The sequence below is a fragment of the Blastococcus sp. SYSU D00669 genome, assembly GCF_054050715.1.
Genome location: NZ_JBJGZV010000010.1, coordinates 108,199 through 120,411, shown reverse-complemented (window position 1 = coordinate 120,411; position 12,213 = coordinate 108,199). Strand labels below are relative to the sequence as shown.

The 12,213-nt window shown below is 73.9% G+C and carries 13 protein-coding genes; 4 read left to right on the top strand and 9 right to left on the bottom strand.

The window, feature by feature from the left end; genetic code table 11:
- Window positions 1-64: 64 nt before the first annotated feature.
- Complete coding sequence (locus ACI8AF_RS09700; RefSeq protein ID WP_456539485.1) at window positions 65-2,125, bottom strand: LamG-like jellyroll fold domain-containing protein; 2,061 nt, start codon at window positions 2,123-2,125, stop codon at window positions 65-67.
- Window positions 2,122-2,721: a hypothetical protein gene (locus ACI8AF_RS09695; protein WP_456539484.1), complete on the bottom strand. Its 600-nt coding sequence runs from the start codon at window positions 2,719-2,721 to the stop codon at window positions 2,122-2,124. Before ACI8AF_RS09695 ends, ACI8AF_RS09700 begins: the two co-directional genes overlap by 4 nt.
- Before the next feature lie 97 nt (window positions 2,722-2,818).
- Here ACI8AF_RS09695 and ACI8AF_RS09690 point away from each other — a divergent pair, with 97 nt between their 5' ends.
- A complete protein-coding gene (locus ACI8AF_RS09690) occupies window positions 2,819-4,171 on the top strand; it encodes a DNA polymerase IV (RefSeq protein ID WP_456539483.1) in 1,353 nt (450 codons plus the stop codon).
- Window positions 4,168-4,773: a class I SAM-dependent methyltransferase gene (locus ACI8AF_RS09685; RefSeq protein WP_456539482.1), complete on the top strand. Its 606-nt coding sequence runs from the start codon at window positions 4,168-4,170 to the stop codon at window positions 4,771-4,773. The genes ACI8AF_RS09690 and ACI8AF_RS09685 overlap by 4 nt, the downstream gene beginning before the upstream one ends.
- Window positions 4,774-4,840: 67 nt before the next feature.
- Here the strand turns inward: ACI8AF_RS09685 and ACI8AF_RS09680 are convergent, their stop codons facing one another.
- On the bottom strand, window positions 4,841-4,987 hold the full coding sequence (locus ACI8AF_RS09680; protein ID WP_456539481.1) for a hypothetical protein: 147 nt from the start codon (window positions 4,985-4,987) through the stop codon (window positions 4,841-4,843).
- Window positions 4,988-5,171: 184 nt separating this feature from the next.
- Between ACI8AF_RS09680 and ACI8AF_RS09675 the strand changes: the two genes are divergently transcribed.
- Window positions 5,172-5,618, top strand: coding sequence for a pyridoxamine 5'-phosphate oxidase family protein (locus ACI8AF_RS09675; RefSeq protein WP_456539480.1), 447 nt, complete (start codon window positions 5,172-5,174; stop codon window positions 5,616-5,618).
- Between the two features lie 83 nt (window positions 5,619-5,701).
- Here the strand turns inward: ACI8AF_RS09675 and dnaB are convergent, their stop codons facing one another.
- On the bottom strand, window positions 5,702-8,332 hold the full coding sequence (gene dnaB / locus ACI8AF_RS09670; protein WP_456539503.1) for a replicative DNA helicase: 2,631 nt from the start codon (window positions 8,330-8,332) through the stop codon (window positions 5,702-5,704).
- 604 nt (window positions 8,333-8,936) lie between these two features.
- Here dnaB and ACI8AF_RS09665 point away from each other — a divergent pair.
- Window positions 8,937-9,284, top strand: coding sequence for a RidA family protein (locus tag ACI8AF_RS09665; protein WP_456539479.1), 348 nt, complete (start codon window positions 8,937-8,939; stop codon window positions 9,282-9,284).
- Between the two features lie 108 nt (window positions 9,285-9,392).
- On the opposite strand, the gene rplI is transcribed toward ACI8AF_RS09665, so the two are convergent.
- The 5 genes from rplI to ACI8AF_RS09640 form a co-directional block, all read right to left on the bottom strand.
- Window positions 9,393-9,839, bottom strand: coding sequence for a 50S ribosomal protein L9 (rplI, locus tag ACI8AF_RS09660; RefSeq protein ID WP_456539478.1), 447 nt, complete (start codon window positions 9,837-9,839; stop codon window positions 9,393-9,395).
- 11 nt (window positions 9,840-9,850) lie between these two features.
- A complete protein-coding gene (rpsR, locus tag ACI8AF_RS09655; RefSeq protein WP_179716001.1) occupies window positions 9,851-10,087 on the bottom strand; it encodes a 30S ribosomal protein S18 in 237 nt (78 codons plus the stop codon).
- Between the two features lie 38 nt (window positions 10,088-10,125).
- Window positions 10,126-10,614, bottom strand: a complete 489-nt coding sequence (locus ACI8AF_RS09650) for a single-stranded DNA-binding protein (protein WP_456539477.1) — start codon at window positions 10,612-10,614, stop codon at window positions 10,126-10,128.
- A 2-nt stretch (window positions 10,615-10,616) separates the two neighbouring features.
- Window positions 10,617-10,904, bottom strand: coding sequence for a 30S ribosomal protein S6 (gene rpsF, locus ACI8AF_RS09645; RefSeq protein WP_456539476.1), 288 nt, complete (start codon window positions 10,902-10,904; stop codon window positions 10,617-10,619).
- A 220-nt stretch (window positions 10,905-11,124) separates the two neighbouring features.
- On the bottom strand, window positions 11,125-12,180 hold the full coding sequence (locus tag ACI8AF_RS09640; protein ID WP_456539475.1) for a hypothetical protein: 1,056 nt from the start codon (window positions 12,178-12,180) through the stop codon (window positions 11,125-11,127).
- Window positions 12,181-12,213 lie beyond the last annotated feature (33 nt).

The window sequence follows — 12,213 nt, the reverse complement described above, 5'->3', positions numbered from 1 at the left end:
CAGACGCTCGCAGGTCGGCGCCCGCGGGACAAGGAGTTCCGGATCGGCCGCCCGAACGGGTGGCTCAGCGACCGGCGGTGTACTGGCCGGCCACCTCGTCGGCGGTGAGCACGCGCTCGACGACCACGGCGTGCGCCACCGACCCGGCGAACCAGCTGCTGGTCGGGGCGCCGGGCCAGCTGCCCAGGTTGTCCCAGCCCACGCGCCAGTAGCCGGTGGTGTTCTCGGCGGCGTCCGTGTCGGTGTTGGTCCCGATCAGCACGCCGTCCACGTAGAACGTCAGCCCGGAGGAGGGGGAGAAGGTGCCCGTGGCGAGGTGCCACCGGCCGTCGTTGTAGGCGGTCGGCGTCGTCACCGTGTAATAGCCGCCGTCGTAGATGCCGAAGGCCAGGCGGCCGTCGTCGGTCATGTAGACGTGCCGGTCGAACTGGCTGGACTGGGCCCCGTTGGCACCGTTGCCGAAGCCGATCAGCTTGCCGCCGCGCGTCGTGGTCGTGGCGAACCAGATCTGCACGGTCAGGTGCTGGGGGGCGACGTACTGCCGCGTCGTCCAGAGGAACCCCGAGGAGCCGTCCAGCCGGACGGCGGAGCCGCTGCCGGGCCGGCAGGCCGGCCCGGTCACCCCGTAGGTGATGCCACCGCCCGAGAAGGTGCCGTTGCCGGCCGCGCCCGCCGAGCCGGCGTTGGCGGCCGTCGGGCCGGCGGCCTCCTGCAGGCCGAGGTGCAGGGCGGCGCCCGCGCCGGTGCTGCCTGCCGCGGTGGCGCAGGTCCACGGGCCCGCGCCGTACTGGTCGGTGACCTGGGCGGCGGAGAGCACGGAGGTCCAGACGGCGGCGTGCGCGAGCGAGCCGGCGAACCAGTCGCTGCTCGGGCGGGTGGGCCAGCCGTTCAGGTTGTCGTGGCCGATCCGCCAGTACCCGGTGGTGTTCTCGGCGACCGTGCCCGCGGCGTTGCGGGCCGCCTGCACGCCGTCGACGTAGAGGGTCATGCCGGCCGAGCCGGAGAACGTCGCCGTCGCCAGGTGCCAGCGGCCGTCGTTGTAGGCCGAGGTCGTGGTGGCGGTGGAGTAGCCGCCGTTGTAGACGCCGAAGACCAGGCGGCCGTCGTCGGTCATGTAGACGTGGCGGTCGTAGTTCGACGACACGGCGCCGCCGGTGCCGGTGCCGAAGCCGATGAGCTTGCCGCCGCGGGTGGTGGTCGTGCTGAACCAGATCTGGACCGAGAACGTCTGCGGGTTGGCGTAGCTGCGGCCGGTCCAGACCTGGCCGCTGCTGCCGTCGAGCGTCACCGCGCCGTTCTCGCCGGCGCCGCAGCGCGGACCCGGGGCGCCGTAGGTCACCCCGCTCGACGAGTAGGTGCCGTTGCCGGAGCCGCCCGCGGAGCCGGCGTTCGTCGCGGTGGTGCCACCGCTCTCCTGCAGCCCGAGGAACAGCGCGGCGCCGGCGGCGGTGGCGGTCCCGGCGCAGGTGAAGGCGGATCCGGCGGCGAAGGTGTTGGACGGCGTGCCCGTGGTGGCGCTGAAGACCGCCCGGGCGTCGGCCGCGCCGGGCAGCGTGACGAGCGCGGCTGCGACCACCGCGAGGGCGACCGGACGGGCGGGCAGCCGGCGGCGCGGCCGGTCCTCGTCGGCGGGCGCCCGGTGCAGCAGGGCGAGCGCGAGCAGGGCGGCGAGGGCCGCGCCGGTGAGGACCAGCGGGGCGGTGCGGCCCTCGGCGGCCCACAGCGCGGGCAGGCCGAGACCGGGCAGCCGCAGGGTGCCGACGCCGTGCACGGCCGCGGGGGCGACCAGCGAGGCGTCGGCGGTGGCACCGGCGTCGCCGCGCAGCCGCAGGCCGCCGTCCTCGACGGCGACGACCCGGTGCATGCGCAGCTCGCCCGGCACGTCGGGGTCGTCGGCCAGGACGACGTCCCCCGGCGCCAGGTCGGCGGCGTCGACGGGGCGCACGACGACGACGTCCCCCGGGTCGAGCGTGGGGGTCATGGAGCCGGACAGGACGACGCTGGACCGCCAGCCGGCGACCAGGGGGAGGACGACGGAGACGGCGAGGAGCAGCGCCAGGACGCCGAGGGCGAGGCGGGCGGCGGCGCTGATCAGCAGCGCCGGCCAGCCGGAGCGCCAGGTCATGTGTTCTGCGCCTCCCAGGTGAAGGCGATCGCCGCCGTGCCGCCCTGGGCACTGGCCGGCGCGGAGGCCGACAGGCTGTAGGTGAACCGGTAGGTGGTGCGCTCGCCGGCCGGGTTGCCGGCCGTCGTCCAGGAGCCCACGCCGGCGGCGTAAGAGGTCGGGAAGGCGGCCAGGGTGCCGCGGTAGACCGTGGCGGCGGGGGCGAACCCGTTGCAGCCGGCCGCAGAGCCGCCGGTGCCGGCCTCGACGGCGACGGTCAGGTGGCTGCTGAGCGAGCGGGTCGTGGATCGGCCGGTGCCGTAGAGCCGGACGAGGGAGGGGGCGCTGCCGGTCGAGGTGACCGTGATGCAGCGCGACCGGGCGGCGCCGGGGCGCAGGTCGGCAGCGCTGAACAGCACCGCGCCGGCGTCGTCGTCGGAGATCGCGACGGTGCCGGTGCTCCAGGTCAGGGTGCGGGCCGGCGTGCTGTCGGTGAAGGCGGCGTAGGCGGACTGCCAGACCAGCCCGGCGGCGACGGCCAGCGCGCCCAGGGCGGAGACGGCCACGGCGATCCGTCGCGCGCGCCGGGTGGGCGCGAGGGGCAGCAGCCGTGGCATGCCGGGGTGATCGACATCCGCCGTCCCGACCTTGAGCGCGGGTCCGTCGGGGGCTGCGGGGATCATCGGGGGGATCCGGGACGAGGGAGGTGCGGGCGTGCGGCGGGAGGCGAGCGTCCTGCACCTGGACCTGGACGCCTTCTACGCGGCGGTCGAGCAGCGGGACAAGCCGTCGCTGCGCGGCCGGCCGGTGGTCGTCGGCGGCACCGGCGGCCGGGGCGTGGTGGCCACGGCGTCGTACGAGGCGCGGGCGTACGGGGCGCGGTCGGCGATGTCGACGGCGGAGGCGCGGCGGCGCTGCCCGCCCGGGACGGCGTTCCTCGGCGGCCGGTTCGGCGCCTACCGGCGGACGTCCGAGGTGGTGATGGAGCTGCTGCGCGAGCTCTCGCCCCTGGTGGAGCCGGTGTCGCTGGACGAGGCGTACGTCGACCTCGCGGCCGGCCCGGGGCACAACCTGTCCGTGGACGGCGTGACGGCGCTGGCCCGGGGGCTCAAGGAGCGGATCGCGGCGGCGACCGGCGGGGTGACCGGGTCGGTGGGCGTGGGGACGTCGAAGCTGATGGCGAAGCTCGGCTCGGACCTGGACAAGCCCGACGGGCTGGTCGTCGTCGCGCCGGGCACGGAGCTGGAGGTGCTGCACCCGCTGCCGGTGACCCGGCTGGGCGGGGTGGGGCCGGCGACCGAGGAGCGGCTGCGCACGGTGGGCGTGCGGACCGTCGGCGACCTCGCCGCGAAGTCGCTGTCCGACCTCGTCGCGCTGGTGGGCAGGGCGCACGGCGCCGGCCTGTACGCGCTGGCGCGGGCGGAGGACGACCGCGCGGTGGTGGCCGATCGGGAGGCCAAGTCGGTGTCGCACGAGGAGACCTTCGAGCGGGACCTGACCGACCTGGCGGTGCTCGGGCGGGAGATCGACTCGCAGGCCGCGCGGGTGAGCGAGCGGCTGCGGACGTCGGCGCTGTCGGGGCGCACGGTGACGCTGAAGCTGCGCCGGTACGACTTCACGACGCTGACCCGGTCGCTGACGCTGCCGCAGCCCACCGACGACGCGCGCACCATCGCCTCGATCGCGCGGCGGCTGCTGACCGAGACGGGGACCGGCGGGGGGCTGCGGCTGCTGGGGGTCGGGGTCTCGGGGCTGTCGGTGTACGCGCAGGGCGACCTGTTCGCGCCGGAGGAGTCCGACGACGTCGCCGCCGAGGAGCCGGCCGCGGTCGTGCAGGAGACGGAGGAGCCGGCGCCCGCGGACCGCCGCTGGTGGCCGGGGCAGGACGTGCGGCACGACGAGCTGGGACCGGGTTGGGTGTGGGGGCGCGGCCTGGGCCGGGTGACGGTGCGGTTCGAGGGCCCGCGCACCGCGCCGGGGCCGGTGCGCACGCTGGCGGCCGACGACCCGGCGCTGCACCCGGGGGACCCGCCGGACTGGCGGGGCGTGGACGAGGAGGCATCGTGACGGAGATCAGCACGTGGGTGCGCATCACCCAGCAGGACCCGGGCCACTCGGCCGCGTACGTCCAGCGGTTCCGCGACATGGCCGCGGCCGGGGCGGACCTGGGTGGCGAGGCGCGGCTGGTGGACGCGCTGGTGCCGCGGGCCTCCCGGATCTTGGACGCCGGCTGCGGGCCCGGGCGGGTGGGGGCGGTGCTGCACGCGGCGGGGCACGAGGTGGTCGGGGTGGACGTCGACCCGGTGCTGATCGCCGCGGCGGAGGAGGACCACCCGGGGCCGACCTGGCTGGTGGGCGACCTCGCGGAGCTCGACCTGCCGGCGCGGGGCATCCCGGCGGAGTTCGACGCGATCGTCTGCGCGGGCAACGTGATGACGTTCCTGGCGCCGACGACGCGGCGGCAGGTGCTGGCGCGGCTGCGGGCGCACGTGGCGCCGTCGGGCCGGGCGGCGATCGGGTTCGGCGGGGGCCGCGGCTACGACTTCGCGGAGTTCCTCGCCGACGCGGCGGCCGCGGGCTGGGCGCAGGACCTGCTGCTGTCCACCTGGGACCTGCGGCCGTTCCCGGGCGAGTCGGGCTTCCTGGTCGCGCTGCTGGCGCCGGCCTGACGTTTCACGTGGCACACGGGCGGCTCGGGGTCCGGGCGGTCCGGGACCGGACCCCGCGCCGTCCGGATCAGGGGCGGCGGCGCCGGGCCCGCCGACGGGCGATCGCGGCGGCCACGGAGTCGTGCCGCAGGTCGACCGGCTCGGGGGAACGCACCCACGCGTGCGTGCCGATGCGCTCGCGCCAGGCGGTCTGCTGTCCGTCGTCGTCGTGCATGGTCACCTCCTGGTCGCACCGGCTCGGGGGAGCCGCTCGGACTCGAGACTGCCGGGCCGAGCTGTGCGTCCGCTGAACAGCGCGTGCAGATCGGCCGTCGATCCCGTGGTCGCCACCGTCGCAGGAGGGTGTGACAGTTCCGGGCCGCGGACTTCTGTCGGTGTCCGACGGCACACTGCGCCGCATGGCGAGCTGGGCAGAGGTCGAGGAGGAGGCGGCGGAGCTGGCCGGGCGGGTGCGCGAGGCGTTCACGCGCGGCAAGCACGCGACGATGGCGACGCTGCGGGCCGACGGGTCGCCGCGGATCAGCGGCACCGAGGTCGAGTTCAGCGAGGACGGGCACTTCCGGCTGGGCTCGATGCCGGGTGCGGTGAAGGCGAAGGACCTGCTGCGCGACCCGCGGCTGGCGGTGCACAGCCCGACGTCGGAGCCGGGTGAGGGCGGGGCCGACTGGCCGGGCGAGGCCAAGGTGGCCGGCGTCGCCGTCGCGGAGGCGGACCGCGACGGCGCGCACGTGTTCCACCTGGACCTGCACGAGGTGGTGTGGACCGGCCTCAACGAGACGCGGGACAAGCTGGTGATCCGCTCGTGGCACCCGGGCCGCGGCGTCGAGGAGCGCCGGCGCGCCTGAGCTGCGCTGACGCTGGAACGGGCCAGAACGGGATCGGCGCCCCTGTCCTGATGGCAGGGGCGCCGTTCGCTGCTCCGCAGGCGTCAGTTGGCCATGTCCACGAAACGGCTGTAATGGCCCTGGAAGGCCACGGTGACATTCGCCGTCGGACCATTACGGTGCTTCACGAGCATGATGTCCGCTTCACCGGCCCGCGGGGACTCCTTTTCATACATGTCTTCCCGGTGAATCATCATGACCATGTCCGCATCTTGTTCGATAGATCCTGATTCGCGAAGGTCGGAAAGCATCGGCTTTTTGTCTTGGCGCTGCTCAGAGCCACGGTTCAGCTGACTCATCGCAATGACCGGGACCTCGAGTTCCTTCGCCAGGAGCTTGAGTGCGCGGGAGAATTCCGACACTTCCTGCTGACGGCTCTCGACCTTTTTTCCCGATGTCATCAGCTGCAGGTAGTCGATCACGACGAGCTTGAGGTCGTTGCGCTGCTTGAGTCGCCGCGCCTTGGCGCGGATCTCCATCATCGTCATGTTCGGGGAGTCGTCGATGTAGAGCGGCGCGTCGGCGACCTCACCCATGCGGCGGGCGAGCTTGGACCAGTCCTCGTCGGAGAGCGTGCCGGCGCGCATGTGGTGCAGCGGCACCTTCGCCTCGGCCGACAGCAGACGCATGGTGATCTCGTGCTTGCTCATCTCGAGCGAGAAGATGCAGGTCGCCTGGTGGTTCTTGATCGCAGCCGACCGCGCGATGTCGAGGCCCAGCGTCGAGTTGTGCGTCGGGATGAAGCTGCGGCCGGCCAGGAACAGGTGGTCGTCGGCGTCGACCTGGATGCAGCGCACCGGGACGCTCGCGATGGGGCGCACGTCGGTGATGAAGCGAGCCCCGCGCGCCGAGAAGGTCCGGGCGCCCCGCTCCTTGTGCACGAGCTTCTTCCGCTCGAGCCTGAAGACCTCGTCGTCGGTGCTGAAGGTCAGCGTGAACGCGGTGGACGGCTCCTCCGCCCGACCTCGCACGCGCTTCGTGCTCATCCGCACCCGGTAGCCCAGGCTGGCGACGAGTTCGCGGGCGTCCTCGGCCAGCCGCCGGCTCGGGACCGTGAACTGGACGACACCGCTGGGTGCCACCGTCCCGTCGGTGTCGAGCAGCCCGGCCAGCAGCGCCCGGCGCTGGGCGATGGAGGCACGCAGGTATTCGACCGGGATGTGCTTGTCGCCCAGAACGCGCAGCTGCCGCAAGAGCGCCTCGACGGTTCCGTGGTCGTCACGGCAGGCCTGGCACTGCGCGAGACCCGCCGAGGGACCGCCGCAGTCCGGGCAGGAGGCCGTCCGCCCGACACCGCCGCTGGCCCGGAGCGCACCGCCGCAGGTCTTGCCGCAGGTCTGCACCTGCGACGTGCGCGGGACGAACAGCTCCCCGCACATCGGGCAGACCCGCTCCACGGGACCGGGCCGCTCGGGCAGTCGCAGCGCGTACCGGCGATCGACGCTCGTCCGTTCGACCGCCAGACCCTCGGCCTCGATGTGCACCGCGATCTCCGGGTCCGCGCTCGTGAACTGGGCGGCAGCGGACGTGCCGTCGCCGAGCCACACCCCGAGCGTGTACGGCGGCACCAGGAGGTCGGCGTCGGGCAGCTGCAGAGGTGCAGCGTTGGTCACGGAGTGGTTGAGCCGCCCGTCCTCGGTCGCGCAGCGAACCGTCCGGGCGATCTCCTCGGTCGTCCGCACCTCGGCGAACGTGCGCTGCCTGGGGTAGCCGTTGTGACCGGTGGCTGCCTGCTGGGCGGAACGACGGCTCGCCCTGGTCTCGGTCAGCCACTGGTGCTGGGCGTCGGCCACGATCACCGAGCTGTCGGAGAAGTGCACCTCGTAGCAGGGCCGACCCGTCATCACCTCGGTGGCGGCGACCACCGTCGTCGGGCGGCCGTCGGAGCCCATGACCTGGTCGCCGACCCGGACCTCCCCCATCGTCGTCCAGCCGCCCGGCGTCGCGACGGGGGTGTCGAGGGCCAGCGCCTTGCCCACGCCGGGCCGGGCCGCGATGACGACCATCTGACCGGCCTGCAGACCGTTGGTCAGCTCGTCGAGGTCGCGGATGCCGGTGGGCACGCCGCGGCTGACGCCGCCGCGCGAGGCGATGGCGTCGAGCTCGTCCATGGTCGGCTGCAGGATGTCCTCGAGGCGCGAGTAGTCCTCGCTCATCCGCTTCTCGGTGACCTCGTAGATCTCCTGCTGCGCGCGGTCGACGATGTCGTCGACGTCGCCCCGCCCGCCGGCCGCGCCGTAGCCGAGCTGCACGACCCGGGTGCCGGCCTCGACCAGCCGGCGCAGCGTGGCCTGCTCGGCGACGATCTGCGCGTAGTAGCCGGCGTTGGCCGCGGTCGGCGTCGACTGGATGAGCGTGTGCAGGTAGACCGCGCCGCCCATCTTGGACAGCTGGTCGGTGCGGTTCAGCTCGGCGCTGACGGTGATCGCGTCGGCCGGCTCACCCCGGCCGTACAGGTCGAGGATCGTGTCGTAGATGACCTGGTGGGCGGGGCGGTAGAAGTCGTTGCCGTTGAGGACCTCGACGACGTCGGCGATCGCGTCCTTGCTCAGCAGCATGCCGCCGAGCACCGACTGCTCGGCGGCGACGTCCTGCGGCGGCTGGCGGTCGTACTCGGGCGCCGAAGGCACCGGCCGGCTGAACTCGTCGGCGACTGCCACGCCGAACCCCTCCATCCACTCTCTGCGCACCCGCGAGCAGACCCCCGGCCCCTGGCCGGGGGTCTGGTGGGGGAAGCACCAGGACGCGACACGCACGACTCGAACGCTTGTTCGGGTCGGTTCTACCGCCGGGGGCCGACAACTCCGGGCTCCGGCGGTGAGCGAGGAAGACGTTAGGAAGCGCGGACGGACCAGTCCAACACCCGTGGGGACGCCGTTCTGCACAACTTGTGGACAAGTCGGTGGACGGACGCATGTCGACATGTGGAGAGCGGTCGGGACAGCGGCCGTACACCCGCCGTCTTCCGGCCCGCCACCTGCGCGAAGGCTGCCCACCGCCTGTGGACGGGAGAAAGACGGGAACTTCCCGCGCGTCGTCCCCCGGCGTGTCGCGGACGCCGTCCGTCGGGGCCCAACCGCCCCACTGTCCACAAGGCGCGTCGGTCACCCTCGAGGCGCTGAGGGATGCGGAGAGTCGGCGTCCACGCCGTGGCGTGCCGCTGCCCGGCGTCGACCGACCTCCGGCGGACCGCTGCCGGGTCCCAGCATGGTCGTCCGCGCCGGCCGGAGAGCCGGCAACGAGCGGAGGGAGCCCGCGAGGGCGCTGACCCGAACCCCCGTGAACGCCTGCCCCTGGTCGCTGGCCTACGGCTTCGACCAGGCAGAGGTCGTGGAGGGCGCGAGCCGGGTGCTGGTGCTCTCCGGGCAGGCCGCGACGGCGGAGGACGGCTCGCCGCAGCACCTCGGCGACCTCGCTGCCCAGTGCTCCCTGGCCCTGGACGACGTCGAGACGGTGCTGCTGGAGGCCGGCATGACGCTCGGCGACGTCGTCCGCATCCACGTCTTCGCGACCGACGTCGACGCGATGCTGGGGGCGTGGAGGGCCTCGCGAAGCGGTTCGCGGCGGCCGGCGGGACGTTCACCAGCACGCTGGTCGGGGTCACCCGCCTCGCGTTCCCCGAGCTGACGGTGGAGATCGAGGCCACGGCCGTCGCCCAGCACCGCGCGGAGGCCCGGAGACGCCGCGAGGGGCGCCGGACCAGCAGGTCCGACGCCCCTCGCGGGCCGTTCCCGACTATGCGGGGACGACGTCGATCTTCAGCTGCGTCGTGACCTCGGGGTGCACCCGCACCGTGACGGTGTGCTCGCCGGTGGTCTTGATGCTGCTGGGCAGCTCGATCCGGCGACGGTCGAGCTCCGGGCCGCCGGCGGCGGTGACCGCGGCGGCGACGTCGGCGGTGGTGACGCGGCCGAACAGCCGGCCCTCGGCGCCGGCGCGGGCCGGCACGCGGACGGTGAGCCCGCTGAGGCGCCCGGCCACGGCCTGCGCGTCCTCGTGCGAGCGCACCTCGCGGGCGGCACGCGCCCGGCGCAGCGACTCCACCTGCTTCTCGGCCCCGCGGGTGGCCTGGATGGCCAGCCCGCGCGGCAGGAGGTAGTTGCGGCCGTAGCCGCCCTTGACCTCGACGGTGTCACCGGAGCTGCCGAGCCCGGTGACCTCCTGCGTGAGGATCAGCTTCATCGTGCTCATGGTCAGCGCGCCGTCGAGGTGTAGGGCAGCAGGGCCATCTCACGGCTGTTCTTCACGGCCGTGGCGACGTCCCGCTGGTGCTGGCTGCAGTTGCCGCTGACGCGGCGGGCACGGATCTTGCCGCGGTCGGAGATGAACTTCCGCAGCAGCGCCGTGTCCTTGTAGTCGATGTAGGTCGCCTTGTCCTTGCAGAACTGGCAGACCTTCTTCTTGGGCTTGCGAACGGGTGGCTTGGGCACCGGGGTTCTCCAGGAAAGAGGTGTGTGAGGGGACAGGCTCAGAAGGGCGGCTCGTCGGACGGACCGGCGGGCGTCGACCAGGGGTCGCTGGCACCGCCGCCACCGCCGCCACCGCCGAAGCCGCCGCCACCGCCGCCGCCGAAGCCGCCGCCACCGTCACCGCGCGAGGCGCGGGTGACCTTGGCCGTGGCGTACCGGAGCGAGGGGCCGATCTCGTCGACCTCCAGCTCGATGACGGTGCGCTTCTCGCCTTCCTTGGTCTCGAACGAGCGCTGCTTGAGCCGGCCGGTCACGATGACCCGCGAGCCGCGGGTCAGGGACTCGGCGACGTTCTCCGCCGCCTGCCGCCAGACGTTGCAGCGGAGGAACAGCGCCTCGCCGTCCTTCCACTCCTGCGACTGGCGGTCGAAGGTCCGCGGCGTGGAGGCCACGGTGAAGTTGGCGACGGCAGCGCCGGAGGGCGTGAAGCGCAGCTCCGGATCGGCGGTCAGGTTGCCGATCACGGTGATGACGGTCTCGCCGGCCATGGTCAGTGGACCTCGGGCCGCATCAGCTTCGTGCGCAGGACCGACTCGTTGAGGTTGAGCTGCCGGTCGAGCTCGGCCACGTCGGCCGGCTCGGCCTGGATGTCGATGACGGCGTAGATGCCCTCGACCTGCTTCTTGATCTCGTAGGCCATGCGGCGACGGCCCCAGATCTCGGTCTTCACCGTGCCGCCGGCCTTGGTCACGACCGTCAGGAACCGGTCGAGGGAGGGCGCGATCGTGCGCTCCTCCAGTTCGGGGTCGAGGATGACCATCAGTTCGTAGTGACGCACGGAGAACCCCACCTCCTCTGGTCTGGGCGGCTGCAGTCGGTCTGCAGCAGGAGGGTCGTACACGCGTCGCACGCCCCGGCACCGGCCGGAACGCGCCTCGACAAGGCTACCAGCGCCACGGAGCGGCCCGGTCCGCCGTCCACAGGCGCCCGCGTTCCACGTGGAACGCGGCGCGGCCGCCGCCCCTCAGCGGGACGGCGGCCGCGTGGCAGCGGAGCGTTCAGCGGCGGCGGTGCGCCCCCTTGACGGCGCGGGCGGCCTGCTGGGTGCGGACCAGGGCGGCGGTGACGGCGGCCAGCGCGACCACCGCGGCCAGCGCCGGCACCGGCAGGTTCGCCGCCGAGCCGGAACCGGGCGCCGCGACCCGGCTGTCGGCCTCCTCCAGGCCGTCGCCGTCCAGACCCGCGAGCTGGCCGAAGACCGGCACCGAGGCGCCGTCGTAGGTGCCGGCGATGCCGCTGGCGCCCGAGCCGCCGGTGCCGCCGCCCGACGAGCCCCCGCCCCACGCGGTGAAGCGCGACGGGTCGAAGGCGGCCGCGGCGGCGCTGTCGACCGGCGCCATCTGCGGCGCGCCCGCGCCGGTGTCGTAGGTGTACTGGGTGCCCGGCACGCTCTGCGCCGTCCCGCCCGCGGTGGTCGTCGTCGTGGTGGTCGTGGTGGTCGGGACCGGCGCGCCCGGCAGCGGGGTCGGGGCGCCACCCGGCGGGGGTAGCGTGTTCGGGACGCCCGGCACCGCGACGGCCACCTCCGGCGGGTCGGGGAGGTTGGTGCTCGGCAGGTCGGGCAGCGGCACCAGCGTCTGGACGACGTACGGGATCGGCGCGGGCAGGGGCGGCAGGACGGCGGCGACAGCGGCGACCACCTGGTCGACCAGGTTCGCCGCGAGGCTGCCCTTGGGGACGATCCGGTAGGTGTAGGTGACCGTGCCGGCGGTGGTGGACGGGAACGTCCACGACGTCTGCTGCCCGTACTGCAGCGTGCGCTTCTCGCCGAAGAAGGTCACGGCCACGTCGGTGTGCACGGTGGCCGTCACCCCGCCGGCCAGCGGCAGGGTGACCCCGGTGTCGTAGGTGGCGACCTGGTTGACGAAGGTGGCGGTGCCGCCCGCGTCGACGCTGGCGACGGGGGGCGTCAGCGTCCGGATCTCGATCGTCGCGCTGGGAGCCGCACTGGCCCCCGGGGCCAGCACGACGGCGGCGGCCATCGCTGCCAGCCAGGCGAGCACCAGGGCGCCGAGGCCCCGCCCTGCGCTGCGCCGCATCCGACCGGTTGCCATCAGCTCCGCACCTCCGCGTCCACGTCGCGCCCC

Excerpts from the sequence above, each read along its gene's own strand:
- ACI8AF_RS09700 (WP_456539485.1), bottom strand. The coding sequence starts at position 2,125 with ATGACCTGGCGCTCCGGCTGGCCGGCGCTGCTGATCAGCGCCGCCGCC.
- ACI8AF_RS09695 (WP_456539484.1), bottom strand. The coding sequence starts at position 2,721 with ATGCCACGGCTGCTGCCCCTCGCGCCCACCCGGCGCGCGCGACGGATC.
- ACI8AF_RS09680 (WP_456539481.1), bottom strand. The coding sequence starts at position 4,987 with ATGCACGACGACGACGGACAGCAGACCGCCTGGCGCGAGCGCATCGGC.
- ACI8AF_RS09675 (WP_456539480.1), top strand. The coding sequence starts at position 5,172 with ATGGCGAGCTGGGCAGAGGTCGAGGAGGAGGCGGCGGAGCTGGCCGGG.
- dnaB (WP_456539503.1), bottom strand. The coding sequence starts at position 8,332 with ATGGAGGGGTTCGGCGTGGCAGTCGCCGACGAGTTCAGCCGGCCGGTG.
- rplI (WP_456539478.1), bottom strand. The coding sequence starts at position 9,839 with ATGAAGCTGATCCTCACGCAGGAGGTCACCGGGCTCGGCAGCTCCGGT.
- ACI8AF_RS09650 (WP_456539477.1), bottom strand. The coding sequence starts at position 10,614 with ATGGCCGGCGAGACCGTCATCACCGTGATCGGCAACCTGACCGCCGAT.
- ACI8AF_RS09640 (WP_456539475.1), bottom strand. The coding sequence starts at position 12,180 with ATGGCAACCGGTCGGATGCGGCGCAGCGCAGGGCGGGGCCTCGGCGCC.